The organism is Pseudomonas libanensis, assembly GCF_001439685.1.
GTDB classification, from domain to species: Bacteria; Pseudomonadota; Gammaproteobacteria; order Pseudomonadales; family Pseudomonadaceae; genus Aquipseudomonas; species Aquipseudomonas libanensis.
The window spans coordinates 33081-57447 of record NZ_JYLH01000005.1; the positions used below are offsets into that span (position 1 = coordinate 33081).

At 60.5% G+C, this 24367-nt stretch carries 26 protein-coding genes; 11 read left to right on the forward strand and 15 right to left on the reverse strand.

What is annotated here, in order from left to right:
* Positions 1 to 25 precede the first annotated feature (25 nt).
* Both TU73_RS09435 and TU73_RS09440 read left to right on the forward strand, forming a co-directional pair.
* On the forward strand, positions 26 to 340 hold the full coding sequence (locus tag TU73_RS09435) for a hypothetical protein (RefSeq protein ID WP_057011959.1): 315 nt from the start codon (positions 26 to 28) through the stop codon (positions 338 to 340).
* A gap of 99 nt (positions 341 to 439) precedes the next feature.
* On the forward strand, positions 440 to 940 hold the full coding sequence (locus tag TU73_RS09440; RefSeq protein WP_057011960.1) for a methylated-DNA--[protein]-cysteine S-methyltransferase: 501 nt from the start codon (positions 440 to 442) through the stop codon (positions 938 to 940).
* Here the strand turns inward: TU73_RS09440 and TU73_RS09445 are convergent, their stop codons facing one another.
* Positions 941 to 1723 carry a GNAT family N-acetyltransferase gene (locus TU73_RS09445; RefSeq protein WP_057011961.1) on the reverse strand — a complete coding sequence of 261 codons (783 nt, stop codon included), beginning with the start codon at positions 1721 to 1723 and terminating at the stop codon, positions 941 to 943. It abuts the gene before it with no gap.
* A 178-nt stretch (positions 1724 to 1901) separates the two neighbouring features.
* Here TU73_RS09445 and TU73_RS09450 point away from each other — a divergent pair, with 178 nt between their 5' ends.
* Positions 1902 to 2327, forward strand: a complete 426-nt coding sequence (locus tag TU73_RS09450) for a low affinity iron permease family protein (protein ID WP_057011962.1) — start codon at positions 1902 to 1904, stop codon at positions 2325 to 2327.
* 55 nt (positions 2328 to 2382) lie between these two features.
* Here TU73_RS09450 and TU73_RS09455 read toward each other — a convergent pair whose 3' ends face one another.
* The 4 genes from TU73_RS09455 to TU73_RS09470 form a co-directional block, all read right to left on the reverse strand.
* Entirely contained in the window at positions 2383 to 2910 is a 528-nt protein-coding gene (locus TU73_RS09455) for a DUF4142 domain-containing protein (protein WP_005785958.1), read from the reverse strand.
* 120 nt (positions 2911 to 3030) lie between these two features.
* Positions 3031 to 3672, reverse strand: a complete 642-nt coding sequence (locus TU73_RS09460; RefSeq protein ID WP_057011963.1) for a LysE family translocator — start codon at positions 3670 to 3672, stop codon at positions 3031 to 3033.
* Between the two features lie 47 nt (positions 3673 to 3719).
* Positions 3720 to 4136: a fosfomycin resistance glutathione transferase gene (gene fos, locus TU73_RS09465; RefSeq protein ID WP_057011964.1), complete on the reverse strand. Its 417-nt coding sequence runs from the start codon at positions 4134 to 4136 to the stop codon at positions 3720 to 3722.
* Between the two features lie 15 nt (positions 4137 to 4151).
* Complete coding sequence (locus TU73_RS09470) at positions 4152 to 5069, reverse strand: LysR substrate-binding domain-containing protein (RefSeq protein WP_414860417.1); 918 nt, start codon at positions 5067 to 5069, stop codon at positions 4152 to 4154.
* 77 nt (positions 5070 to 5146) lie between these two features.
* On the opposite strand from TU73_RS09470, the gene TU73_RS09475 reads away from it, so the two are divergent.
* The gene (locus tag TU73_RS09475; RefSeq protein WP_057011966.1) at positions 5147 to 5635 is read left to right on the forward strand and encodes a DMT family transporter; all 489 of its coding nucleotides are present in this window, start codon (positions 5147 to 5149) and stop codon (positions 5633 to 5635) included.
* A gap of 23 nt (positions 5636 to 5658) precedes the next feature.
* On the opposite strand, the gene TU73_RS09480 is transcribed toward TU73_RS09475, so the two are convergent.
* Both TU73_RS09480 and yiaY read right to left on the reverse strand, forming a co-directional pair.
* A complete protein-coding gene (locus TU73_RS09480) occupies positions 5659 to 6333 on the reverse strand; it encodes an NAD(P)H-binding protein (protein WP_057011967.1) in 675 nt (224 codons plus the stop codon).
* A 90-nt stretch (positions 6334 to 6423) separates the two neighbouring features.
* Positions 6424 to 7572 carry an L-threonine dehydrogenase gene (gene yiaY, locus TU73_RS09485; RefSeq protein ID WP_057011968.1) on the reverse strand — a complete coding sequence of 383 codons (1149 nt, stop codon included), beginning with the start codon at positions 7570 to 7572 and terminating at the stop codon, positions 6424 to 6426.
* A 123-nt stretch (positions 7573 to 7695) separates the two neighbouring features.
* Here yiaY and TU73_RS09490 point away from each other — a divergent pair, with 123 nt between their 5' ends.
* Entirely contained in the window at positions 7696 to 8712 is a 1017-nt protein-coding gene (locus TU73_RS09490; RefSeq protein WP_057011969.1) for a DUF4917 family protein, read from the forward strand.
* A gap of 62 nt (positions 8713 to 8774) precedes the next feature.
* On the opposite strand, the gene TU73_RS09495 is transcribed toward TU73_RS09490, so the two are convergent.
* Positions 8775 to 9302 carry a helix-turn-helix domain-containing protein gene (locus tag TU73_RS09495; RefSeq protein ID WP_057011970.1) on the reverse strand — a complete coding sequence of 176 codons (528 nt, stop codon included), beginning with the start codon at positions 9300 to 9302 and terminating at the stop codon, positions 8775 to 8777.
* 160 nt (positions 9303 to 9462) lie between these two features.
* Between TU73_RS09495 and TU73_RS09500 the strand changes: the two genes are divergently transcribed.
* The 5 genes from TU73_RS09500 (at position 9463) to TU73_RS09520 (ending at position 15469) form a co-directional block, all read left to right on the forward strand.
* Positions 9463 to 10245, forward strand: a complete 783-nt coding sequence (locus TU73_RS09500; protein WP_057011971.1) for an aldolase — start codon at positions 9463 to 9465, stop codon at positions 10243 to 10245.
* A gap of 27 nt (positions 10246 to 10272) precedes the next feature.
* Positions 10273 to 11145 carry a dihydrodipicolinate synthase family protein gene (locus tag TU73_RS09505; protein ID WP_057011972.1) on the forward strand — a complete coding sequence of 291 codons (873 nt, stop codon included), beginning with the start codon at positions 10273 to 10275 and terminating at the stop codon, positions 11143 to 11145.
* Positions 11146 to 11278: 133 nt separating this feature from the next.
* Positions 11279 to 11818, forward strand: coding sequence for an RNA polymerase sigma factor (locus TU73_RS09510; protein WP_057011973.1), 540 nt, complete (start codon positions 11279 to 11281; stop codon positions 11816 to 11818).
* The gene (locus TU73_RS09515; RefSeq protein ID WP_057011974.1) at positions 11815 to 12783 is read left to right on the forward strand and encodes a FecR family protein; all 969 of its coding nucleotides are present in this window, start codon (positions 11815 to 11817) and stop codon (positions 12781 to 12783) included. The genes TU73_RS09510 and TU73_RS09515 overlap by 4 nt, the downstream gene beginning before the upstream one ends.
* Before the next feature lie 127 nt (positions 12784 to 12910).
* A complete protein-coding gene (locus tag TU73_RS09520; RefSeq protein ID WP_057011975.1) occupies positions 12911 to 15469 on the forward strand; it encodes a TonB-dependent receptor in 2559 nt (852 codons plus the stop codon).
* Positions 15470 to 15571: 102 nt separating this feature from the next.
* On the opposite strand, the gene TU73_RS09525 is transcribed toward TU73_RS09520, so the two are convergent.
* From TU73_RS09525 to TU73_RS09540, 4 genes are all read right to left on the reverse strand, one after another.
* Positions 15572 to 16789, reverse strand: a complete 1218-nt coding sequence (locus TU73_RS09525; RefSeq protein WP_057011976.1) for a class I SAM-dependent methyltransferase — start codon at positions 16787 to 16789, stop codon at positions 15572 to 15574.
* A gap of 219 nt (positions 16790 to 17008) precedes the next feature.
* Positions 17009 to 17626 carry a TPM domain-containing protein gene (locus TU73_RS09530; RefSeq protein ID WP_057011977.1) on the reverse strand — a complete coding sequence of 206 codons (618 nt, stop codon included), beginning with the start codon at positions 17624 to 17626 and terminating at the stop codon, positions 17009 to 17011.
* Between the two features lie 31 nt (positions 17627 to 17657).
* The gene (locus tag TU73_RS09535) at positions 17658 to 18386 is read right to left on the reverse strand and encodes a TPM domain-containing protein (RefSeq protein WP_057011978.1); all 729 of its coding nucleotides are present in this window, start codon (positions 18384 to 18386) and stop codon (positions 17658 to 17660) included.
* An 18-nt stretch (positions 18387 to 18404) separates the two neighbouring features.
* Positions 18405 to 19016, reverse strand: a complete 612-nt coding sequence (locus TU73_RS09540; protein WP_057011979.1) for a LemA family protein — start codon at positions 19014 to 19016, stop codon at positions 18405 to 18407.
* A gap of 242 nt (positions 19017 to 19258) precedes the next feature.
* Between TU73_RS09540 and bglX the strand changes: the two genes are divergently transcribed.
* Positions 19259 to 21550, forward strand: coding sequence for a beta-glucosidase BglX (gene bglX / locus TU73_RS09545; RefSeq protein ID WP_057011980.1), 2292 nt, complete (start codon positions 19259 to 19261; stop codon positions 21548 to 21550).
* Between the two features lie 114 nt (positions 21551 to 21664).
* Here bglX and TU73_RS09550 read toward each other — a convergent pair whose 3' ends face one another.
* From TU73_RS09550 to TU73_RS09560, 3 genes are all read right to left on the reverse strand, one after another.
* Positions 21665 to 22822 carry a phospholipase D-like domain-containing protein gene (locus TU73_RS09550; RefSeq protein WP_057011981.1) on the reverse strand — a complete coding sequence of 386 codons (1158 nt, stop codon included), beginning with the start codon at positions 22820 to 22822 and terminating at the stop codon, positions 21665 to 21667.
* A gap of 1 nt (position 22823) precedes the next feature.
* Positions 22824 to 23405, reverse strand: a complete 582-nt coding sequence (locus tag TU73_RS09555; protein WP_057011982.1) for a YceI family protein — start codon at positions 23403 to 23405, stop codon at positions 22824 to 22826.
* Positions 23406 to 23576: 171 nt separating this feature from the next.
* A complete protein-coding gene (locus TU73_RS09560) occupies positions 23577 to 24335 on the reverse strand; it encodes a helix-turn-helix domain-containing protein (RefSeq protein WP_057011983.1) in 759 nt (252 codons plus the stop codon).
* Between the last annotated feature and the right edge of the window lie 32 nt (positions 24336 to 24367).

Genomic DNA, 24367 nt, shown 5'->3' on the forward strand with positions numbered 1-24367 from the left:
TCGATTCAGAGATCCGGAGCACTTCATGCTTGAAAAACCTATCCTGCGCCAGGTGGTCGGCTGGGTGGTGGTGGTGCCGCTGCTGGTCTCGTTTTTAAGGCTGCCATTTCCCCTTGGCTGGTTCCTGATAGTCGGATCGATTGCAGCATCGGTTTACGGCGTAAGGTTCGCCTTGCGCCATGCCAGCCGACGCGTGACGTTTTTCGCGCTGGTCATGACCGTGCTCAATGTGATTTCCTCTGTAATGATTGGTTATGCATCAGTACCCATGGCGCTTTATAGGATCACCTGGCTCTACTGGTACCCGTACTATTCCAGTTGGATTTATTGGAATTTCTAGACTGACAAAGAATTTGACCGCAAGAAACGCAGTTTCCTCGTCGGCGGCTGGCATTACAGTAGCGTTATCCCCATTAACGCCCTTTCGAGGAGCCTGCTCGTGACTTACCAATACAAGCTCATGCCTTCCCCCGTCGGTGAACTGACCCTGGTGACGCGCAATGACAGGCTCAGTGCCATCCTGTGGGAAGTCGAGCGCGCCAACCGCGTGCGCCTGGGTGAATTGATCGAAGCCAACGACAATCCGGTGCTACTGGAAACCGAGCGCCAATTGAGGGAGTACTTTGCTGGAACGCGCAACCGGTTCGAGCTGGAGCTGGACTTCACCGGCACCGACTTTCAAAAGCAAGTCTGGCAGGCCCTATTGACCATTCCGTTCGGCGAAACCCGCAGCTACAGCCAGATCGCCCAGCAGATCGGCAACCCGAAGGCCGTGCGCGCAGTAGGCGCCGCCAACGGGCGCAATCCGATCTCGATCATCGCGCCGTGCCACCGCGTAGTGGGTGCATCGGGCGGGCTGACCGGGTTTGCCGGAGGGCTTGAGGCCAAACAGTATCTATTGACCCTCGAAGATCGCGGCCAAATCAAAATGGCTTTCTGATCACAGGCCTGGTACAGCCACGCGAACAAAAGCCCGATAGTCGAATAAACGCTCGAAACCCAACTTGCGATACAGCGGGACGGCGCCCTCCGATGCCTCGAGAAAGCATCGCTGGGCGCCCAGGCTCGACGCATGACACAGGGCCTCTCGAATCAAACGCGTGGCATAGCCTCTTCCACGCAAGTTAATAAGCGTGCCAACATCATTAAGCCGGGCCTCTCCGTTGCATAGGGACAAGGTCAACGAGCAGCTCACCTGCCCCTCGGCGGACAGGGTGAAATGATAAAGGCTTTCATCAGCGTCCAGGGCCCTCTGGTGTCGGGCCTGATAATGCGCCACCACCTCGGGCAGCATCGCGTACGCATTGCCAAGCGGAACGGCCCACTCATTCAAATCCCGTGTCAGGCGGACCTGCACATCGCCCTCGCCCTCTGATGGAGTAAGCGCTGACAATGGGAGGACCATTGCCGTGGTCTTCTCAGCAGAGTGAAAATCGAGCCCCGTTAGCACTTCGCGCAAGCCCTCGACCTTTTGCTCATGAATCACTATGCGTACTTCGATCAGGGTGCGTCGGATCAGCTCGAGGATCGCAGCCATTTCCTCACCCAGTGGGGCGCTGCCCAGGCGAATGAACAGCAAATTCCACGGGAAATCATGCTCGTCAATAAAATAGGCGTTGATGGCTGCGCAATAGCGTCGGTGCGTCAGGCAGGTGGCGGCAAAATAGTGGTCCTCGGTCAGATGATAAAGCGTGGCTAGGTCAAAGGCGGGATTGGCATCCATGAGGCGATATCCAGATAAAAACCCAGTCTTGCCCTGGCCGCCTTGGGGCGCCGTAGGTTCCTGCCTAAATACCTGGAAGAAAAACCCACAATTTTGTTCACATGCTAAGTTGTAAAAAGAAATTTCAGCGGCTGGCCGCGGTCAGTATTTTCATCACCCTTTTTGAGGAAAAACGGTCATGAAATTCTCTGCAGTCTCCCAAGCCCTGTCACGTTGGGCAGGCAGCCCCAGGACCTTCTACGCGGCAGTCGCACTGATTCTCCTATGGAGTCTGAGCGGGCCGTACTTCCACTACAACGACACCTGGCAACTGATCATCAACACCTCGACCACCATCATCACCTTCCTGATGGTGTTTTTGATCCAGAACACGCAGAACCGGGATAACGACATCTTGCATATCAAGATCGATGAACTGTTGCGCGCATCCAAAGACGCACAAAATGCCGTGCTCAGCCTGGATGGCCTGGACCGCAAGGAACTCGAAAAACTGCGCAAGGAGTACCGCAGCATTGGCAGCAGCGACAAGGTGAGTTTGAACAGCAGTTGCGGGGCCACGGCCGACGATGCAGCGCAGATCAAGACTGACCTGAACCAGGCCTGAAAAAAAACGGCGGTTGGAGTGATCCAATCGCCGTTTTTTATTTCACGTAATAACCTCAGCCATCACCTTGATGCCCCTTGCCATAGGTCGATGCCAAGGCGCGGGCTTTTTGCAGACGCTCTTCGAGCTTGGGCAGCGTCTCATCCACCAGCGCTTTTATTTCCGGCACATCCGACGCGGCGCCTTCTTTTTTGAACAGAGCGATAGCGTCCTCGTTTTCCTTGACCTGTTGCGCGGTGTAGGCCGCGTCAAAGGAGTCGCCGTCCTTGAGTTCGGGCATCAGGGTTTCGGCTTTATCAACGATCTTTTCCCGAGGTGCTACCGGCAAGTCGAGCTTCTTGGCGATGGCTGCCAAGTGCTGGTTGGCCAGGGTACGTTCGTTGATGACTTCGATGGTGTAGTCCTTGATCTCTTGGGATGAGGTCTTGGCGTGGGCCATGCGACTGGTTTCGATATCGGCCATCCCTTTGGCCGAAGCCTGCTCGATGAATTCGGCAGGCGACTGGGCGAAAGCATTGCTGGCGCCGAGGCCCAGCAGCATCGCGAAACTGGCGGTGCGTAACCGGATAGCCATGCGGCTCATGATGGGTTCCTCCAGGGCAAAAATAAGTGCGGGGAAAACACGCCCCGCCCTGAGTTCGAATTTTTTGCGCGGCAAAGGTTTAGAAAAAACCTGCCAGTGCGACGAACGGTCATGGATGCGTCAGGCCGGTTCATTGGCGAACAAGCCCGGTAACGCATGCGCCAAGGCGTTGATGGCGAAGCCGATAAACATCACACCGCAGAGCCGGGTGATAAGGATTTCATGACGCTGGTACAGCGTACGCACCCGCTGGGCGCCGACCACGCCGATCAGAATCGCGTAGGCCAACAGGCCACCGATAAAGCTCAGGAAAATCAGCGACGGCAGCATCGACCACGTCAGCAATTCGGCACGGCTGGACAGCAACGCCGTGAAGGTCGCCACGGCAACCGGGTATGCCTTGGGGTTGGTCAGGCCGAACAGAATGCCATGCCAGAACGGGTGCCGCGCCGCGCCCTGAGGCGCATCGCTGCTGCGGCGCTGGGTGCGGATTGCCCGCCAGCCGAGCCAGAACAAATACACACCGCTGAGTACGCCCAATACATCGAACGCGCTGCTGCCGACTTCCCGCGCACCGACGATGGCGATCAGCGCCGTGCTGCACCACACCACATCGCCGAGCAAATGCCCACACAGGAAACCCGCCCCGGCACGTCGACCACGGGCAGCGCCGATGCCGAACACAGCCAAGACACCCGGGCCTGGGGTAATACCGTAGATAAAACCCGATGCAAGGACGGCGAGCAGCAAGGAGAGGGTCATAGGTAGGCGCTCTGACAGACGTGGGAGGGTGATTGATTTTGCATGTTTCAGCGCGGCGGGTAAAACTTCATTCCCGCATAAGGCTTGGCGCTACAGGCTTGCAGGCGCGAGGCCAAGTCGCCGACATGGGCCTCCAGTTTGTGACCGTCGGGATCGAGGAAATAAAACGACGCGCCTTCGCTACGGTTGCCGCGCCACTCCTGCACGCCAGCCGCCCGCAGGCGCTCGACCAGCGCGCCGAAATGAGCAGCATCGGCGGTGAAGGCATAGTGGGTGTAGTCTGCTGCCGGCACGGGCGGGCGCATCGGGTCCAGTGACAGGCAAAGCCACAGGCCGGGTAATGAGAGGTAGGCGCCGTTGTCCCAAGTGGCGTCGAGCTTCAGCTGCAGCAGCTCGTGATAAAAACTGACGCTGCGCGGCACATCGGTCACTGCCAGGGTCAGGTGGTTGAAGCCGCTGAGCATGTAAATTTCCCGTGGTTATTGGTAACCATCTGACAATACACCCCGTACCCGCCCAATCAACCACTGCAACCCCAAATCCCCACCCCGCCGCGCATGCCAGGCCAGCTCAAAGGCAAATGACGGAATATGAAACGGCGGCGGCACGGCCAACAGCCGTGCATGATCGATATCCAGTAAGCCGCGGGACGACACCGTCAAAATCAGGTCCGTGCCCTCGATCAACTGCGGTGCCACGCCCCAATGCGGCAGGCTGATCGCCACATGCCGCCGTTCACGTATCGCACTCAGTGCCCGTTCGATTTCCGGCGTACCGCTGCCGCGCATCTCCAACAGCACATGGGGGCGCCCCAGGTAAATCGGCAGGTCGAGCACGCCGCTGGGTGCAAGGCTGTGGCGGTCGACCAAACAGGTGTAATGCTCTTCGAACAGAAGCGTAGTACGCAGTTCGGCGGGCATATCGGGGAATACACCAGCCGCCAGGTCGAGATCCCCATTGAGCACGCCGTCGACCATACCTTCACGGCTGGCCTGGATGATCTGCAGATCAATGCCAGGTGCTTCATGGCGTAGGACACGGACCAAGCTGGGCAGGAAAATCGCCGCGCTGTAGTCCGACATCGCCACACGAAACCGGCGCTTGGCCGAGTCAGGCTCAAACCGATTCGGTGCCAACAACGCCTGCACTTGGGCCAGGGCTTCAGCCAATGGCGCCGCCAGTTCCAGGGCACGGGCCGTTGGCACCAAGATGCCACCCTGGCGCACCAGCAACGGGTCACCGAGCATATCGCGCAAGCGCGCCAACGCATGGCTGACTGCCGGCTGGCTCAGGTGCAGGCGCTCGGCAGCGCGGGTGACATGTTGCTCGCTGAGCAAGGCATCGAGGATCACCAGCAGATTCAGGTCGATGCGGCGCAGATCATTCATCAGCTGCATGCTCGTCATAAGAATTTGGAATTTAAATTTGCGCGACGAATAACCTAGAGTCCAGCAAAACCTCTGGGAGATTTGAAATGACGACGTTGCATTGGCTGGGTTTGTTAGCGCTGGCGGTGATTGCCGGGGCGGTGGTGCCGTTTCAAAGTGCGATCAACGCCAACCTCGGGCGCGGGCTCGGGCATCCGTTATGGGCCACCCTGGCGTCATTGCTGGTAAGCATCATCGTGCTGCTGCCGGTGATGGTGGCGCTGCGTTTACCGCTGCCGAGCCTGGCTTTTATCAGCAAGGCACCCTTGTGGATGTGGGCCGGCGGTGCGTTCGGCGTGTGTTTTATTTCGTTGGCGCTGATGCTGCTGCCCAAGCTGGGCGCATCGGGGTTTATTGCGCTGGCCATGGCCGGGCAGATTCTTGCGTCGTTGCTGCTCGACCATTTTGGCCTGTTCGGCCTGGTGGAACGCCAACTGAATACGCCGCGGGTGCTGGGGGCGGTGTTGTTGATCGGCGGCGTGGCGTTGATTCAGTTCAGCGCCGCACCCGCCCGGGCGCTGGCAACTGCGAGCTGATCAGATCGAGCGCTTGTGCAACCTCAATGGCGCTCCACAGCCAGGCGATTGATCTCGGCCTGCTCCACCACCGGTTGCGGCGCGCCATGGCTTACGGCTTGCAACATCGCCCGGCCTACGGCCTCGGTGCTTACCACCCAAGCCGGTTTTACCCGACGCACAAACGAGAGCACAGGCCCAAGCACGCTGTAGAAAGATTGGTACAACGGCGTTTTCGAACGCACACCATGCAACGGCTGGATAATCCCCGGACGGAACAGGTACACCGCCTTGAACGGCAGTCGCAGCAAGGCATTCTCGGTCTTGCCCTTGACCCGCGCCCACATCGACTTGCCCGCCTCGGAACTGTCCGTGCCGGCACCGGACACATAGATAAACGTCATCTGCGGATTAAGCCGCGCCAGGGTGCTGGCGGCGACCAGGGTCAGGTCATAGGTGAGGTGGGTGTAACGTGCTTCGTTCATGCCCGCCGAGGAAACGCCGAGGCAGAAGAAACACGCGTCAAAGCCTTGCAACAGGTTTTCCAGGGGTTGGAAATCCAGCATGTCGCTGTGCAACACCTGGTGCAGCTTGCCGTGTTCCAGGGTCAGGGGCGTACGGCCGACGGCGACGACTTCCTGCACATCAGGCGCAAGCAGGCATTCGCGCAGCACGCCCTGCCCGACCATGCCGGTGGCGCCGAATAACAGAACTCTCATCAGGGGACCTCAGCGGCAAGCCGCAAGCTTGCTCAAGTTAAACGCGTTCAGCGTGTAGCTTAACGCTTGCGGCCAAAGGCTGCCCCCCTATCAAAACGCGCTACGGAAAATCTCTTCGATCTGCCGCTGATCTGCTCGTCGTGGGTTGGTCAGCCCGCACGCGTCCTTCAACGCATTGGCAGCCAGTAGCGGGATATCCTGCAATTTGGCGCCAAGTTCGCGCAGGCCAGCGGGAATATCCACGTCCTGGGACAAGCGGCGAATCGCTGCGATGGCCGCCTGGGCGCCCTCTTCCACCGTGATGCCCCTGATATCCGCGCCAAGGGCATGGGCCACGTCGCTCAGGCGTTTGGCACTGACACTGGCATTGAAGCTCTGCACATGGGGCAATAACACCGCGTTGCACACGCCATGGGGCAAGTCGTACAAACCGCCCAACTGGTGAGCCATGGCATGCACAAAACCCAGGGACGCGTTATTGAAGGCCATGCCGGCGAGAAACTGCGCGTAGGCCATGTTTTCCCGTGCCGCCATGTCACTGCCATCGCGCACCGCCAGGCGCAGGTTGGCGCTGATCAGCTCGATGGCCTTGATGGCGCAGGCGTCGGTGATCGGCGTAGCAGCGGTGGACACGTAGGCTTCGATGGCGTGGGTCAGCGCATCCATGCCAGTGGCAGCGGTGAGCCCCTTGGGCATGCCGACCATCAGCGCCGGGTCATTGACCGACAGCAGCGGCGTGACGTTGCGATCAACGATGGCCATTTTCACGTGGCGGGTTTCGTCAGTGATGATGCAGAACCGCGTCATCTCGCTGGCGGTGCCGGCGGTGGTGTTGATTGCCACCAATGGCAGTTGTGGCTTGCTCGATTGGTCGACCCCCTCGTAATCGCCGATACGCCCGCCGTTGGTGGCGCACAGCGCGATGCCCTTGGCGCAGTCATGGGGCGAGCCGCCGCCCAGGGACACCACGAAGTCACAGGCACTCTGTTGCAGCAGTGCCAGGCCTTTCTCGACATTATCCACCGTGGGGTTGGGCCTGGCGCCGTCGTAGATCGCCGAATCGATATCCTGCATCGCCAGCTTCTCGGCGATCATGCTGGCCATGCCGGCTTTGACCAGGCCGGCATCGGTGACGATCAAGGCTTTACGAAAGCCATAATTGCGAATGGCGATCATGGCTTCGTCGAGGCAGTCGCTGCCCATGATGTTGACGGCGGGGATAAAGAATGTGCTGCTCATGGTCAATCCTCAGAGGCTTTATGCCCACAGAATCAACCTGTACCGCATGGCGCATCTTGATCAGGATCAACGTCGGCTCGTGATAAAGTCACCGCCCAGCCGATTTCGAGTAGACCCGCCGCAATGAAGGATTTCCAGGATATTGACGCCCACCTTGAAGACTGGAGCGCCCTGCGCGCTACCCTCGACTTCAGCGGGATTCTGATCGGCAACGGCGCCAGTCGTACGATTTGGGAAGACTTCGCCTACGACTCGCTGTTCGAAAACGCTCGCACCGTTGAAGAAAAGCCCCTGAGCCAATCCGAACTCAGCGTATTCGATGCCCTGCAAACCCGCAGCTTCGAACAAGCCCTGGGCGCCTTGAAAACCACCAGTCGGGTCAACAAGGCCCTGGCGGTGAGTTCGGCCGCGCCGCGTAACCGTTACTACGCGATCAAGGAAGCGCTGATCAACACCATTCATGCCGTGCACATTCCCTGGCGCCTGGTGCAACCGTCGACGCTGACGACGATCAACGCGGAATTGGCCAACTACGCCACCGTCTTCACCAGCAACTACGACTTGCTTAACTACTGGGCGATCCTGCACACGCCGGGCATTGATGACCTGTTCCGCAGCGCCGACTCAAGCTTCGACCTGCGCGATACCCATACCGATACCACGCGCATTCTCTACCTGCACGGCGGCCTGCACCTGGTGCGCAACCTCGACGGCACGGCGCGCAAGCTGCCGTCCACCGACAGCACCTTGCTCAGCAGCTTTGCGATCAACAACACGATCAAGACCCTGGACGATGTGCCGCTGTTCGTCAGTGAAGGCAAGGTGCAAGAGAAGCTCAAGAGCATCCGCAGTTCGGATTACCTGTCGTTCTGTTATGAGCAATTGCTGAACCATGAAGGCGCGTTGTGCATCTTCGGCCATGACTTGGGGCCGCAGGACAAGCACCTGGTGGATGCAATTCGCCAAGCCCGCATCAGCACCCTGGCGATCTCGGTTTCGGGGCGCAGCGATGGGTTTATCCGTCAGCAGAAGCGCCGGTATATGGAGTTGTTCGAGGGCTCTGCTGTGGAACTGAGGTTCTTTACAGCGCGTACGCACCCACTGGGCAATCCGGCATTGTCCGTCCCTGTGGAGCGCTGAGCAAAATGTGGGAGCTGGCTTGCCTGCTCCCACATTGACTGCATTTCAAGTCGGGATCAGCCTCATTCCTCAGCGCTGTGCACCACCACCAGCAACTGCGCCTGCACCTCTCCCACCGAACGAAGGCGGTGGGGCTTCTGCGCATTGAAATGCAAAGCGTCACCACGCTCCAGCAACACCCGCTCGTTCATGAAATCAACTTCCACCCGGCCTTCATGCACGAACAGAAACTCCTCCCCCAAATGCTCCTTGAAAGTCTTGTCGCTGAACTGGGCCGGTGGGTAGATGATGAATGGCAGCAGGCTGCGCTCGCTGACTTGATGGGCCAGCACCGCATAACCCGGCGAGGTGTCGGGCCGTTCGTGGCTGCGCACCAGGCTGTAGCTGTCGAGGCTGACCTTGTCTTCGCTGAACAGCTCTTCGACCTTCACGTTCAATGCCTTGGCCAATTTCAACGCAGCGGCAATGGAGGGCGTGTTGAGCCCGCGCTCCACTTTCGACAGATAACTCTTGGTCATCCCGGATTTTTCAGCCAGGGCTTCCAGGGTCACGCCAAGTTTTTTTCTCAATAATTTCAATCGGATAGACATTTGCTGCGGTTAATCCATGCAGAAAGCGATGAGTCATGCTTGCCAATGACACAATGTGTCATATAGCATCATTCGTGTCATTTGCATTCACCCAACGACCTTGCGAGCAGCGGGCGAGCAGCAAATCCGACGTCCATTGAATCATCCAAAGGACACCGATATGGCCAAGACATTAGCACTCCCAAAAGACCAACTGGTCAAGCAAGCCCTGAGCCAGATGCAAAACAATCTGGCGGATAATACGTGGACCGACCGGCAAAAGCTGGCGCTGACCTGCCGAATCCTGTTCGAGCACGGTCACGACTCCGGCCTGGCGGGGCAGATCACCGCGCGCGGGCCCACCCCTGGCACCTACTACACCCAGCAGCTGGGCCTGGGTTTTGACGAAATCACCGCCGGCAACCTGCTGCTGGTCAACGAAGACCTTGAAGTGTTGGAAGGCCATGGCATTCCCAACCCGGCCAACCGTTTTCATACCTGGGTGTACCGCGGCCGCCCGGATGTAAACTGCATCATCCATACGCACCCGACACACATTGCCGCGCTGTCGATGCTGGAAGTGCCGCTGCAGGTGTCACACATGGACCTCTGCCCGCTGTACGAAGACTGCGCCTTCCTGCAAGCCTGGCCCGGCGTGCCGGTGGGTAATGAAGAAGGGGAAATCATCACCACGGCCCTGGGCGATAAGCGCGCCATCCTGCTTTCGCACCACGGCCAGTTGTCCACGGGCGCCAGCATCGAAGAGGCCTGCGTCATCGCACAGTTGATCGAACGTGCGGCCAAGTTGCAGTTACTGGCGATGGCCGCAGGCACCGTCAAGCCGATCCTGCCGCAGTTGGGGCGCGAAGCCCATGACTGGATCTCCAAGCCCAAGCGCCACGGCGCCGCGTTCAACTATTACGCCCGGCAGAACCTGCGCAAGCATGCCGATTGCCTGAACTGATTGCCCCTTTTAGACCGGAGTTTGCCCATGTCCAACCCAACTATTCACGGCATCATCGGCTATACCATCACCCCGTTCAGCGCCGACGGCCAGCGTATTGACCTCGACGCCCTCGGGCGCTCCATCGACCGCTTGATCGACAGCGGCGTCCACGCCATCGCGCCCTTGGGCAGCACCGGCGAAGGCGCCTACCTGAGCGACGCGGAGTGGGACGAAGTCAGCGCCTACAGCATCAAGAAAGTCGCCAAGCGTGTGCCGACCATTGTCAGCGTGTCCGACCTGACCACCGCCAAGGCCGTGCGCCGGGCACGCTATGCCGAAGCCCACGGCGCCGATGTGGTGATGGTACTGCCCGCCTCGTACTGGAAGCTCAGCGAAGCGGAAATCCTCGCCCACTACGCCGCGATTGGCGACAGCATCGGCGTACCGATCATGCTCTACAACAACCCGGCCACCAGCGGCACCGACATGTCGGTGGAGCTGATCCTGCGCATCCTCAAGCAGGTCGACAACGTGACCATGGTCAAGGAGAGCACCGGCGATATCCAGCGCATGCACCAGCTCAAACTCCAGAGTGACGTGCCGTTCTACAACGGTTGCAACCCGCTGGCCCTGGAGGCTTTCGCCGCCGGTGCCAAAGGCTGGTGCACCGCGGCGCCGAACCTGATCCCCCAACTCAACCTGGATTTATACCAGGCAGTGCTGGCCAATGACCTGAACCAGGCGCGGGAGCTGTTCTACCGCCAGTTGCCGCTGCTGCAATTTATCCTCAAGGGTGGGTTGCCGGCGACGATCAAGGCCGGGTTGCGGTTGACCGGGCTGGAAGTGGGTAATCCACGCCTGCCGGTATTCCCGCTGGGTGAAGCCGGTATCGAGCAGTTGAGGACATTGCTGCGCTGAAACTGAGCAAATGTTGGAGGGCTTGCCCCCTCCAACATTTAGGCGAGTAAATTCTTTAAATAGAGACAAATGACAATAATTCTCGATATCATTCGCGACTTTTCCACGTCGTGCTTCGTCAAGAAGGATATCCATGTCTCGTCCCAAGCCCGACCCGTCGTCGGCCGATGCCTGTCGCGGGTTTTATGCAGATATTCTGTATTTCCTGCGTAAACGCACGGACAACGCCAGCGACGCGGCGGACATGACCCAGGATGTCTTTACCCAATGGCTGGGCTACCGCGACCGGGCCAAGGTCGAGCAGCCACGGGCGTTTCTGTTCCAGATGGCGCGCAACCTGCTGCGCGATCACTGGCGCAAGCAGAAGGTACGACAGACCGTCCACTCTGACCCCGCCGAAATGGACGCCGAGCCGGCCACCGATGAGCAGCACGACCCCATGGCCGCCGCCCTGCGCCTGCAACGCCTGGAACAGTTGAAAGAAGTCCTTGCCGAACTCTCGCCCCGCCGGCGAGAAGCCCTTATGCTGCACCGCTTCGAAGGCCTGAGCCAGGTGCAGATCGCCGAGCGCATGGGCATTTCGACCAGCATGGTAGAAAAGCACATCGCCTTTGCCCTGCTGCATTGCAAGCGACGCCTTCAACCCGACCCCGGCACGGAGCAGCCAGAATGAACCGCCTGAGCGACATCGACGCCCTGGACATCGAAGCGAGCGACTCCATCGACGCCCAAGCCGCCAGCTGGTTTGCACGCAACTGCAACGAGGCGAGCCGCGCCGACCGCAAAGCCTTTGCCGCCTGGCAGGCCGTGCCTGCGCACGCGCGGGCCTATGCCGAATTCGAACAGCTGTGGGCCGACCTCGCCCAATTGCAACAACTGAACAAACCCGTGCCGCTGCCCCAGCGCAAGCCCAGCCTCTGGCGTCCTGCCCTGGCGGTAGCCGCTGCCCTGCTCTGCGCCGTGCTGGCGACGCCTCTCGGCGCGCCCCGCGAGCTGTATCACACCCAGATCGCCACCCAGGCCAAGGGCATGCGTATGTTGAACCTGCCCGATGGAAGCAGCTTGTATGTGAATGCCAACACCCGCATCCGTGTGGACTTCAACGCCCACCAACGCATCCTGCACCTGGACAAGGGCCAGCTGTATATCGAAGTGGCCGCCGACAAGGAGCGCCCACTCTACGTACAGGCCGGCGAGTCGAACGTACGGGTGGTGGGCACCCGTTTTGATGTGCGCCGCGGCCAGCAGCAACTGGTGGTCAGTGTTGCCCATGGCCAAGTGGCGTTCGAAACGGATGGCAAAAGCCCGGTCACCCTGCTCGGCGCCCGGCAACGCGCTGCTTACAACTACGCCAAGGGCACCTTGCAACAGCAAACCCTCAGCGCCGAAGAAGTGGCCGATTGGCGCAGCGGGCACTTGTCGTTTCGTAATCGCGAGCTGGCCGGCCTGGTCGACGAATTGAGCTTGTACCGCCCCCAACAACCACTGCAGGTCAACAAGGCGGTCGCCCAACTCAAGGTGTCGGGCAACCTTGATGTGAATGACCCGGACGCCCTGCTCAACGCCCTGCCCGCATTGTTGCCGGTGAAAACCGTAGTGTCGGCCGATGGCATTATGAGAATCGAGCCAAGCAAATAGCCTGCAAAATCCGCACATGAGAATATCTTGCATTCGCATGTGTGGATTTTTTTGCCTGCCCCGTCTCCCTCCTGTCTGCGTTTGATACGCACACCTTTCTGGCTATTTAGCCGCACCGGGGGATTTCATGTTTCGCGCGCCTTGCCACGCTTCGCACCTGTTTCTTCGACCGACGCTCATCGCTACCTGCCTGGCCTTCAGCCTCAGCGCCCAGGCCGCGTCGTTCAAGCTGCAACTGCCGGCCCAGTCGCTGGCCACGTCCCTGAGCCAGGTGGCGCAACAGGCGCAAATCCAGCTGCTGTTCGATGAAAGCCTGCTCAAGAACCTGCAAGCGCCGGCACTCAACGGTGACTACACAGCGGAAGCGGCGATTCGCTCCCTGCTCAAGAATGGCGACTTCACCCTGATCAAGGTCGGCAGCACCTATGTCGTGCGCCCGGATGAAGGCAAGACCACCCAAAGCGGCGCGATCCAGCTGGACACGTTGAGCGTGATCGGCACCGGCAACGAAGTGAACTCCAGCACGGTCAACCGCTCCACCCTGACCCAGGCCGATATCGACCGCTACCAGTCCAATAACATCCCGAGCCTGTTGCAGACCCTACCCGGGGTCAGCCAGGGCGGCTCGCTGAAACCCGGCGGCCAGACCATCAACATCCGTGGTTTCGGAGATGCCGAAGACGTACCGCTGACCGTCGACGGCGCCACCAAGACTGGCTTCGAGCGCTACCAGCAAGGCACCGTGTTTATCGAGCCTGAGCTGATCAAGCGCATCGAAGTGGAAAAAGGCCCGAACTCGCCGTTCACCGGCAATGGCGGCTTCGGTGGCACGGTCAACATGATCACCAAGGACGCCCCGGACCTGCTCAAGGACGGTCGCAATAGCGGCGCGATGCTCAAATACGGCTACTCCAGCAATGACCATGAACAGGTCTACAGCGGTGCGGTGTATGGCCGTACCGACGATGGTCGCTTCGACGCCCTGGCGTACCTGACCCAACGGGACGGCGGTGATATGAAGGTGGCCGCCAAGTTGCCCAACGAGAACAACGAGTACCCCATCAACCCCCAGCGCCTGCCCAACAGCGCCCAGGATGTGGACGGCAAGCTATTCAAGGTCAACGCGCATTTCACCGATGAGCACAGTGTCGGCTTGTCGTACTCGCGCTCCCATAGCAACCGCTGGACGCCGTTTTCCGCCGCGAGCTATCCGACGCCGCCCACCCAGTTCAACATCGACCGCTACGGCTACGAAGGGGCGTTAAAACGCTTCCTGGCCCTGCGTGACACAGTCGACACCACCTGGTCGGGCAAGTACGAATACCAGCCCCTGGACAACCCGCTGGTGGACTTGACCATCAAGTATTCCCAGTCCGACACCGAGCAGACCGACGAGCGTGACGCCACGGCGTTTTTCCAACTGGCCACCGGCGGGCGCAAGATGGACACGTCCTATACCGACAAGAACCTCGATATCCGTAACGTCAGCCTGTTCGATACCGGGCCCTTGCAGCATGCGGTGACGGTCGGCGGGCAGATCCGCAAACACATCCGCGAAACCGAAATATGGATGCCCGGCACCACCTACAACACGCCGCGCTACAACTACGGGCACTTCCAGCCGGGCTTCATGCCCCACGGCAAGGTCGACACCAATAGCTTCTTTGTCCAGGACGCGGTGACTATCGGCGACGTGACAATCACGCCGTCCCTGCGCTACGACCATGTGCGCAACCGCGGCGAAGGCAACGATGCGCCCTATTACAACAACCCCGACCCGGCCGTTGGCCACGACTACAGCGACCGCACCTACACAGGCTGGTCGCCACGCCTGGCGCTGTTCTGGACCGTGACGCCGAACGTCGGGCTGTTCGCCAACTGGAGCCAGACCTGGCGTGCGCCGGTGATCGACGAACAATATGAAGTCCAGGGCCTGGGCAGCCGTACCGCCACCAGCGTGGACCTGGACCCGGAACGCATCACCTCGATCACACTGGGCAATATCACCAGCTTCGACAACCTGATCGCCCAGGACGACAACCTGCAACTGCGTACCACCCTGTTCCACAACAAAGTCGAAGACGAAATCTTCAAGGCCACCGGCGTGGGTTGCCAGAACCAGGCCATCAACGGCGGCAGCATTGCCTCTGCCTGCCCGCCGGGGCCGATGTCCAACTACCGCAATATCGGTGGCATGACCATCAAGGGTGTCGAGCTGGAGTCGATCTATAACTCCACCTACCTGTTTGGCTCGGTGTCGTTCGCCTATGCCAAGGGCCAGCACCAAGGCGCCTACACCAACCCCTGGGGCCCTGATGTGGCAGCGCGGGATATCCCGCCGACCAAATGGGTGCTGGTCTTGGGTACCCACATCCCCGCCTGGGATGCCCAGGTGGGCTGGATGGGCCAGTTCATCGGCGCCACCGACCGCCTGCCCAGTGATAAATACTCCGGTGGCCCGGGCTCCGGTGTGGGTGACTTGTTCTTCGACCAATACGGCAACAAGCGCTACAACACCCAGGGCCTGTTCGCCAAATGGGCACCACAACAGGCGTACCTCAAAGGCACCGAGGTCAACTTCACCGTGGACAACCTGTTCAACAGCAACTTCCGTCCGGCCTTGAGCGGCGACCGCGCCTACACCAAGGGCCGCGATGCGAAGATCAGCGTGACGCGGTTCTTCTGACCACACACGCATTCCAAATGTGGGAGTTGGCTTGCCTGCGATAGCGGTGGTACAGCCACCATCGTCATCGCAGGCAAGCCACCACAGGGAACCGCGCTCACTTCAGGCCAGGTAGCCATCCCCGCGCAGCAGGGTTTCCAGGCAGTGTTCCGTGATGTGGTAGAACGCCTTGAGCTCCTGGATTTTCACCAGCAACTGCGCGTTGTCCAAAGGTTGCGCACGCTTGACCGCAAGAATCATCTTGTTCTTGTTGGTATGTTCCAACGAGATGAACTCAAACACCTTGGTCTCGTAGCCGCAGGCTTCGAGGAACAACGCACGCAAACTGTCGGTGACCATCTCCGCCTGCTGGCCCAGGTGCAGGCCGTATTGCAGCATCGGCTTGAGCAGCGCCGGGCTCTGGATTTGCAGGCGGATCTGCTTGTGGCAGCACGGCGAGCACATGATGATCGACGCGCCGGAACGGATGCCGGTGTGAATCGCATAATCAGTGGCAACGTCACAGGCATGCAGGGCGATCATTACGTCCAGCTCGGTCGGCGCCACGCTGCGCACATCCCCGCATTTAAACACCAGCCCCGGGTGTTCAAGGCGGGCGGCGGCGCTGTTGCACAGGGTGACCATGTCTTCGCGCAATTCAACGCCGGTGACCTCGCCCTCGGCCTTGAGGGTATTGCGCAGGTAGTCATGGATGGCGAAGGTCAGGTAGCCCTTGCCCGAGCCGAAATCGGCAACGCGCACCGGTTGATCGAGCCTCAGCGGCGACGTCGTCAGCGCATGACTGAACACTTCGATGAACTTGTTGATCTGCTTCCACTTACGCGACATCGATGGGATCAGCGCCTGCTTGGCGTCGGTCACGCCGAGGTCGGCGAGGAACGGCCGGCTCAGGTCGAGGAAGCGGTTCTTTTCACGGTTATGCTCGGCCGACGGAGCCTCGCGCAGTTGCTGCGGCTTGCTTTTGAACAGCGAGCTTTTGTTCTTCTTGCTGTATTCCAACTGGGCTTCGTCGGTCAGCGACAGCAAGTGCGCATTCTTGAACGACGCCGGCAACAGCGCGGCAATCGCTGCCACACCCTCGGCCACGGGGAAGTTCTTGGTGATGTCGCGGGTCTTGTAGCGATAGACGAAGGACAGGCACGGCTGGTCCTTGACCTCAACCTGCTTGATGATCAGCCGTTGCAACTCGGCTTCATCGCCCACGTACTTGGCCAGCACCAGCTTGATAAAGGCGTTCTGGGCCAGGCTGGTGCCGAGCAGTTCGATGAACTGGGCATGGTGATCCGGCGCAGGGTGGGCGGGTTGAGCGGTGAAGGACATGAACAAAAACGCCTCGGGTAAAGAATGCCGGGCATTTTAGGGGGGATAGGGGCTCAGGGCACGGGGTTATTTGATCAACGGTAATTGGATTGGACAACACCGAACACGATGTGGGAGCGGGCGTGCCCGCGAATGCGGTGGGTCAGCCACACATGTATTGACTGACACTGCACATTCGCGAGCAAGCCCGCTCCCACATTTGGATCTATGGTGTTGCAACTATTCGAGTACGACCAGGCGATTAGGCAGCTCATTGCGCGTCTGCGTCACCGGCACATGCACCTTGAGCAACTCGCCACAGGCCTCGACACAGGCGATAAACCCGGCCAGGGTCTGGCCCTGTTTCACCTGCTGGGTAAACGCCTGGACGATGGCATCCCAGTTGCTGTCATCCAGGCGCTGGGAAATCCCGTCATCCACCAGGATCTCCACATAACGCTCCGCCTCGCTGACGAATATCAGCACGCCGGTGCTGCCCACGGTGTGGTGCAGGTTCTGCTCCAGGAACTGCCGGCGCGCCAGGTTCGAGGCACGCCAATGGCGAACCGAACGCGGGATCAGCCGCGTGGTGACCTTGGGTAAGCGAAACACCAGGCACAACACAATGAACGTCGCCCATTGCGCCAACAGCAAGGTGTACATCGTCAGGTAGCCCGACACGTAATGCACCACCCCCGGCACCACCAACGCGATCAAACTCGCCCACAACAACGGGATGTAGGCGTAGTCGTCGGCCCGCGCCGCCAGCACGGTCACCAACTCCGCGTCGGTGGTTTTCTCGACCCGGGCGATGGCTTCGGCGACTTGGCGTTGCTCGTGTTCAGTCAGTAATGCCATGGTTGTAGATGCTCTTTTCTCGTTATTGTCATTACCAGCCCCCCGAAGCCCCGCCGCCGCCGAAGCCACCGCCGCCGCCCCGGAAACCGCCGCCACCGCCTCCCCCACCGCCGCCGCGTGCGCTGCTGCTGAGAATGGCCAGCAGGATAGCGCCCACCGGCAGGCCCATGCGATTGCACAGCCACAACACGCCGATCAGCAGGATAAACAAACCGATGGAGAACCCTGGATTATCCTTGGCGAAATTCGCATCCGCCACATGGGCTGGCACCGCCAAGGGTTCGCCGCCCACCACCTGCAGCATCGCGGCCACGCCGTCGCTGATGCCCTGGCTGAAGTTACCGGCCTTGAACTTGGGCAGGATCACCTGATTGATGATCACCCAGGATTGCGCATCCGTCAGCACACCTTCCAGGCCGTAACCGACTTCGATGCGCACTTTGCGGTCATCACGGGAGACGATCAGCAGCGCGCCGTTGTCCTTGCCCTTCTGGCCAATGCCCCACTGGCGACCCAATTGATAACCGTAGTCTTCAATGGGCACGCCCTGCAGGTCGGGCACGGTGACCACCACGAGCTGGTCGCCCGAGCTTTGCTCCAGCGCCTGCAACTGCTGGGTCAGTTGCTCGCGCACCGCCGGATCGATCATCTGGGCGCTGTCCACCACACGCCCGCTCAGCGCCGGGAAGGTCAACGCTGCCTGGGCCACGCCCACGCAGGCCAACAGCCACAACGCCAGGCCTATCCGTAATAAACGCATCGACACCTCAGCGCTGCCTTATTTGAACTTCACTTGCGGCGCTTTATCGGCGTCGGCACTGGTGGCTTCAAACGTGGCGCGGATCGGCAGGTCGCTGTACATCACGGTGTGCCACAGGCGGCCAGGGAAGGTGCGGATTTCGGTGTTGTAGGCTTGCACGGCCTGGATGAAATCACGACGAGCCACGGCGATCCGGTTCTCGGTGCCTTCAAGCTGGGACTGCAGGGCCAGGAAGTTCTGGTTGGCCTTGAGGTCCGGGTAACGCTCGGACACCACCATCAAGCGGCTGAGTGCACCGCTCAGGCCATCCTGCGCTTGCTGGAACTGCTTGAGTTTTTCCGGGTTGTCCAGGGTGCTGGCATCCACCTGGATCGAGGTGGCCTTGGCCCGCGCTTCAATCACCGCGGTCAGGGTGTCTTGTTCATGGGCGGCGTAACCCTTGACCACCTCCACCAGGTTGGGGATCAGGTCGGCACGGCGCTGGTACTGGTTCTGCACCTGGCCCCAGGCCGCCTTGGCCTGTTCGTCCAGGGTCGGGATGTTGTTGATGCCGCAACCGCTCAGCACGCTGCTGATCAGTAGCAAAGCCGCAGCCTTGAAGCCCCAGCGGTAATGTTGTGCTGCTTGCATGGTGTTTCTCCTGCCCGATCTCGATGGAATTTGATGACTAACCCTACAAACGACGCGCTTGGGGCATAATCCGCCACCACTGGCATGCATCGAGCCAATCAGCTACAAAGATGCCCAGCGCGAAAAAGAGTTCAGAGTGTGCTGCATTTATCTGAACAACACCCGAACAACAATAGACGTTCCCCACATTTTGGCCGACAGCATCTGTTTCAATGCTGCGCAGTAGCCGAAAAAGGATATTCATGAAAAAGCTGTGTTTGCTCGGCCTTGTTGCCACTCTGGCCACCCACCCCGTATGGGCAGAAACAAAGCCTGCTGCGCTTAAAGACAAGGACGCCTTCGTCAGCGACCTGCTCAAGCAAATGACTCTGGATGAAAAGATCGGCCAGTTGCGCCTGATCAGCATAGGCCCGGAAATGCCCCGGGAACTGATCCGCCAGGAAATCGCCGCCGGCCGCATCGGTGGCACGTTCAACTCCATCACCCGCCCGGAAAACCGTCCGATGCAGGACGCGGCCATGCGCAGCCGCTTGAAGATCCCGATGTTCTTCGCCTACGACGTGATCCACGGCCACCGCACGATTTTCCCGATCAGCCTGGCCCTGGCTTCCAGCTGGGACATGGACGCCATCGGCCGCTCCGGGCGCATCGCCGCCCAGGAAGCCGCTGCCGACAGCCTCGACATCACCTTTGCGCCCATGGTCGATATCTCCCGCGACCCACGCTGGGGCCGCACCTCCGAAGGGTTCGGCGAAGATACCTACCTGGTCTCGCGCATTGCCGAAGTCATGGTCAAGGCGTTCCAGGGTACCAGCCCCGCAAATGCCGACAGCCTGATGGCCAGCGTCAAGCACTTCGCCCTGTATGGCGCGGTGGAAGGCGGGCGCGACTACAACGTGGTCGATATGAGCCCGGTCAAGATGTACCAGGACTACCTGCCGCCTTACCACGCGGCGATCAAGGCCGGCTCCGGCGGCGTGATGGTGGCGCTGAACTCGATCAACGGCGTGCCCGCCACCGCCAACACCTGGCTGATGAACGACCTGCTGCGCAGGGACTGGGGCTTCAAGGGCCTGACCGTCAGCGACCACGGCGCGATCGTCGAACTGATCAAGCACGGCGTGGCCAAGGACGGGCGCGAAGCTGCCAAGCTGGCGATCAAGGCCGGCATCGACATGAGCATGAACGACTCGCTGTACGGCAAGGAATTGCCCGGGCTGCTCAAGTCCGGCGAGATCGAGCAGAGCGACATCGACAATGCCGTGCGCGAAGTGCTCGGCGCCAAGTACGACATGGGCCTGTTCAAGGACCCGTACCTGCGCATCGGCAAGGCCGAGGATGACCCGGTCGACACCTACGCCGACAGCCGCCTGCACCGCGCCGAGGCCCGGGATATCGCACGCCGTAGCCTGGTGTTGCTGAAAAACCACAACGAAACCCTGCCGCTGAAAAAGTCCGCGACCATCGCCCTGGTCGGCCCGTTGGCCAAGGCGCCGATCGACATGATGGGCAGCTGGGCTGCAGCCGGCCGACCTGCGCAATCGGTGACCCTGCTCGACGGCATGAACGCGGTGATCGGCGAGAAGGGCAAAGTGATCTATGCCCGCGGCGCCAACATCACCGGCGACAAGGCGGTGCTCGATTACCTCAACTTCCTTAACTTCGATGCCCCGGAAGTGGTGGATGACCCGCGCCCGGCCCAAGTGCTGATCGACGAAGCAGTGAAAGCGGCAAAGAATGCCGACGTGATCGTCGCGGCGGTGGGCGAGTCCCGTGGCATGTCCCACGAGTCGTCGAGCCGCACCGACCTGAACATCCCGCAAAGCCAGCGCGACCTGATCAAGGCCCTGAAAGCTACCGGCAAACCGTTGGTTTTGGTGCTGATGAACGGCCGTCCGCTGTCGATCCTCGACGAGAGCCAGCAGGCCGACGCGATCCTGGAAACCTGGTTCGCCGGCACCGAAGGCGGCAACGCCATCGCCGACGTGCTGTTCGGTGACTACAACCCGTCGGGTAAGCTGCCGATCACCTTCCCGCGTTCGGTGGGGCAGATTCCCACCTACTACAACCACCTGACCATTGGCCGGCCATTCACCCCAGGCAAGCCGGGCAACTACACCTCGCAGTACTTCGATGACACCACAGGTCCCCTGTTTCCATTTGGCTATGGCCTGAGCTACACCACATTCAGCCTGGCGGACATGGCGCTGTCGTCCACCACCCTGAACAAGACCGGCAAGCTCGACGCCAGCGTCACGGTGAAGAACACCGGCAAGGTCGATGGCGAAACCGTGGTGCAGTTGTATATCCAGGACGTGGCCGGCTCGATGATCCGCCCGATCAAGGAGCTGAAGAACTTCCAGAAGGTCATGCTCAAGGCCGGCGAAGAACGCACGCTGCACTTCACCATCACCGAGGAGGACTTGAAGTTCTACAACGCCCAGCTTAAGTTCGCGGCGGAACCGGGTGAGTTCAATGTGCAGATCGGGCTGGATTCCCAGGATGTGCAGCAACAAACCTTCGAACTGCTCTGATCTGAAGCTGTAAACACGGTCGGTGTGGGAGCTGGCTTGCCTGCGATAGCGGTGGAATATTCACCACCGCCATCGCAGGCAAGCCAGCTCCCACATTGGGTTGAGGTGACCCGCCTAGCCGCGCCGATCCAGCAAGTTCACCACCAACCGATCAATCCACCCCCACACCCGCTGCTTCACCCGCTTCCACAACGGCCGCGCCTTCCAGGCCTCCAGGCTCACTACCTGGCTTTGGGCAAAATCCACTTCGAAACTGCTCACCACCGCCGCCGTCAATCCCGGGTCCAGGGCTTCGAGGTTGGCTTCCAGGTTGAAGCGCAGGTTCCAGTGATCGAAGTTGCATGAACCAATGCTCACCCAATCATCCACCAGCACCATTTTCAGGTGCAGAAAGCACGGCTGGTATTCAAAGATCTGCACGCCTGATCGCAGCAGACGCGGGTAATAACGATGGCCGGCGTAGCGTACTGACGGGTGATCGGTACGTGGCCCGGTGAGCAGCAAACGCACATCCACGCCCCGCCCGGCCGCCCTGCGCAAGGCACGGCGGACGCTCCAGGTCGGCAGGAAGTAAGGCGTCGCCAGCCAGATCCGCCCCTTGCTGCTGTTCAAGGCGCGGATCAGCGATTGCAGGATATCCCGGTGTTGACGGGCGTCGGCATAGGCCACACGACCCAGGCCGGGGCCCATCGCAGGCACCTTGGGCAGGCGCGGCAAACCGAAATGGGTCGCCGGTTTCCATTCACGGCGCGCCGCGTTGGCGTGCCATTGACGGTCGAACAGCGCCTGCCAGTCCAGCACCAGCGGGCCGCTGATCTGCACCATCACTTCATGCCAGTCGGCGCTGTCTTGCCCTGGCGTCCAGAACTCATCGGTGACGCCCGTGCCGCCGACCACGGCGACACCCTGGTCGATCAGCAACAGCTTGCGGTGGTCGCGGTACAGGTTGCGCATCCAGCGCCGCCAGTTCAGGCGATTGTAAAAGCGCAGCTCCACGCCCGCATCGATCAAGCGCTTGCGCAGCCCGAGGGTAAACGCCAGGCTGCCGTAGTCATCAAACAGGCAGCGCACCTGCACGCCGCGCTCGGCGGCCAGCACCAGCGCCTGCACCATGGCGTCGGCACAGGCCCCGGCTTCGACCAAATACAATTCAAGATCGACCTGCTGCTCGGCCCGGGCAATGCCCACCAGCATCTGCGGGAAGAAACTCGGCCCGTCTATCAGCAATTCAAACTGATTGGCGCTGCGCCACGGGAACACTGCGCCGCTCATGTCAGCGCGCCGTGAAAATCAGTACCGCACCCACCGGCACCGACAGGCTGATCGACTTAAGCCCGGCAGCCTTGCGCAACGCCGCTACGCCCGGCGCCAGGTCGAAATCCTCGGCATGCAACACCACCGGCTCCAGGGTCACCACCTGGAAGCGCCGCTCATCCAGGCGCGTGGCGAGCAATTCGGCGCTGTAGGTCTGGGTCTTGCCGTGCAGGGTAACGCTCAGCGGCAGGCGCAATTCCAACTGCGCGCCGGGCGCCAGGTCGTTGATCGGTTGCAGATTGATCTGTGTGCTGATCTGCGCTTCGGGGAAGCTCTTGATCTGGAACAGCTCCTTGCGCATGCGCTCGTCGCGCAACGGAATACCGCTGTTGATTGAGTCCAGCTCCACTTCCAGCCGAGCCGCGCCTTTGGCGTCGACCTTGCCATGCAATACCAGGAAGCGCTGGACTTCAGCCACCTCGGTGTTTTTAGTGGTGACGAAGGACAGGCGTGAGGATTCGTTATCCAGGTACCAGTCGGCGTGGGCAGGCACTGCTGCACAGGCCAGCAGCGTGAAGACCAGAGGTTTGACGTTGAACATAGGGACTCGTGGGGCAAAAAACCTGGACGAACCTTAAGCGCAATCTCACAACCGGCGCAAATTCAATGTGGGAGCTGGCTTGCCTGCGATAGAGGTGTGCCAGGCGAGAAATGGTTGACTGATACATCGCCATCGCAGGCAAGCCAGCTCCCACAGGGTTTTGCAGTGTTTTTAATCCAGCGTTCGCTGCACTTCGCACACCGCCTGTTCAAGGCTGGCCATATGCAGGTTCAACACCCTCTCCACAGGCGCCTGATGCATCGGCCAATGCAACGCCATGCTCCCCACAAGGCGGCCATTGGCGCGCACCGGCAGCGCCACCGCCCGGATCAGGAAGGGCAAACGCACCGGGTATTCCCAATAGCCTTCGGTACGCTGGCCGAAGCCCTGGTGCTGGGATTGCTCGCATGCGCGATATTGCTCGTCTGCCGCCACATGATTGCGGCCTGCCAGGCGCTGTACTTCGTCAGCCGGCAATTGCGTCAGGCAGGCCTTGCCCATCGCCGAGTGAAACAGGCTGGCGTACTGACCGACGATCTGGCAGTTGTTCGGGTACAGCTTGCGCAACACGCTGGGAATCGCGCTCTCCATGACTTCCAGACGCTCGCCGTCGAAGCAGGACAAGTCCACCACCAAGCCGGTACGTTCGCTGAGCTCCACCAAGCACGGCGCCGCGCTTTCCACCACCTGGCGCCTGAAGCGTTGCTGGGTATCGCCGAACAAACGCCGGGCACGCAGGCGGTAGCGCCGATCACTCAGGCCGCGATAGACCCAGCCCTGTTCCTGCAAGGTCAGCAACATGCGCGACACCGTGGCCTTGGGCAGGCGCGTGAGGTAGTGCAGCTCCTCCAGCCCCAGGGCCTGGTGCTCACCCAGCAACTCGACGATTGCCAGTGCGCGCTCAACCGAGCGTACGGTGCCTGTGTCCATGTTCGATCTCCCTGTTGCCGGTGGATGATCAT

Coding starts and splice junctions, on each gene's coding strand:
- TU73_RS09435 (WP_057011959.1), top strand. CDS start 26: ATGCTTGAAAAACCTATCCTGCGCCAGGTGGTCGGCTGGGTGGTGGTG.
- TU73_RS09445 (WP_057011961.1), bottom strand. CDS start 1,723: ATGGATGCCAATCCCGCCTTTGACCTAGCCACGCTTTATCATCTGACC.
- TU73_RS09450 (WP_057011962.1), top strand. CDS start 1,902: ATGAAATTCTCTGCAGTCTCCCAAGCCCTGTCACGTTGGGCAGGCAGC.
- TU73_RS09455 (WP_005785958.1), bottom strand. CDS start 2,910: ATGAGCCGCATGGCTATCCGGTTACGCACCGCCAGTTTCGCGATGCTG.
- TU73_RS09460 (WP_057011963.1), bottom strand. CDS start 3,672: ATGACCCTCTCCTTGCTGCTCGCCGTCCTTGCATCGGGTTTTATCTAC.
- fos (WP_057011964.1), bottom strand. CDS start 4,136: ATGCTCAGCGGCTTCAACCACCTGACCCTGGCAGTGACCGATGTGCCG.
- TU73_RS09470 (WP_414860417.1), bottom strand. CDS start 5,069: ATGCAGCTGATGAATGATCTGCGCCGCATCGACCTGAATCTGCTGGTG.
- TU73_RS09475 (WP_057011966.1), top strand. CDS start 5,147: ATGACGACGTTGCATTGGCTGGGTTTGTTAGCGCTGGCGGTGATTGCC.
- TU73_RS09480 (WP_057011967.1), bottom strand. CDS start 6,333: ATGAGAGTTCTGTTATTCGGCGCCACCGGCATGGTCGGGCAGGGCGTG.
- yiaY (WP_057011968.1), bottom strand. CDS start 7,572: ATGAGCAGCACATTCTTTATCCCCGCCGTCAACATCATGGGCAGCGAC.
- TU73_RS09490 (WP_057011969.1), top strand. CDS start 7,696: ATGAAGGATTTCCAGGATATTGACGCCCACCTTGAAGACTGGAGCGCC.
- TU73_RS09495 (WP_057011970.1), bottom strand. CDS start 9,302: ATGTCTATCCGATTGAAATTATTGAGAAAAAAACTTGGCGTGACCCTG.
- TU73_RS09500 (WP_057011971.1), top strand. CDS start 9,463: ATGGCCAAGACATTAGCACTCCCAAAAGACCAACTGGTCAAGCAAGCC.
- TU73_RS09505 (WP_057011972.1), top strand. CDS start 10,273: ATGTCCAACCCAACTATTCACGGCATCATCGGCTATACCATCACCCCG.
- TU73_RS09510 (WP_057011973.1), top strand. CDS start 11,279: ATGTCTCGTCCCAAGCCCGACCCGTCGTCGGCCGATGCCTGTCGCGGG.
- TU73_RS09515 (WP_057011974.1), top strand. CDS start 11,815: ATGAACCGCCTGAGCGACATCGACGCCCTGGACATCGAAGCGAGCGAC.
- TU73_RS09520 (WP_057011975.1), top strand. CDS start 12,911: ATGTTTCGCGCGCCTTGCCACGCTTCGCACCTGTTTCTTCGACCGACG.
- TU73_RS09525 (WP_057011976.1), bottom strand. CDS start 16,789: ATGTCCTTCACCGCTCAACCCGCCCACCCTGCGCCGGATCACCATGCC.
- TU73_RS09530 (WP_057011977.1), bottom strand. CDS start 17,626: ATGGCATTACTGACTGAACACGAGCAACGCCAAGTCGCCGAAGCCATC.
- TU73_RS09535 (WP_057011978.1), bottom strand. CDS start 18,386: ATGCGTTTATTACGGATAGGCCTGGCGTTGTGGCTGTTGGCCTGCGTG.
- TU73_RS09540 (WP_057011979.1), bottom strand. CDS start 19,016: ATGCAAGCAGCACAACATTACCGCTGGGGCTTCAAGGCTGCGGCTTTG.
- bglX (WP_057011980.1), top strand. CDS start 19,259: ATGAAAAAGCTGTGTTTGCTCGGCCTTGTTGCCACTCTGGCCACCCAC.
- TU73_RS09550 (WP_057011981.1), bottom strand. CDS start 22,822: ATGAGCGGCGCAGTGTTCCCGTGGCGCAGCGCCAATCAGTTTGAATTG.
- TU73_RS09555 (WP_057011982.1), bottom strand. CDS start 23,405: ATGTTCAACGTCAAACCTCTGGTCTTCACGCTGCTGGCCTGTGCAGCA.
- TU73_RS09560 (WP_057011983.1), bottom strand. CDS start 24,335: ATGGACACAGGCACCGTACGCTCGGTTGAGCGCGCACTGGCAATCGTC.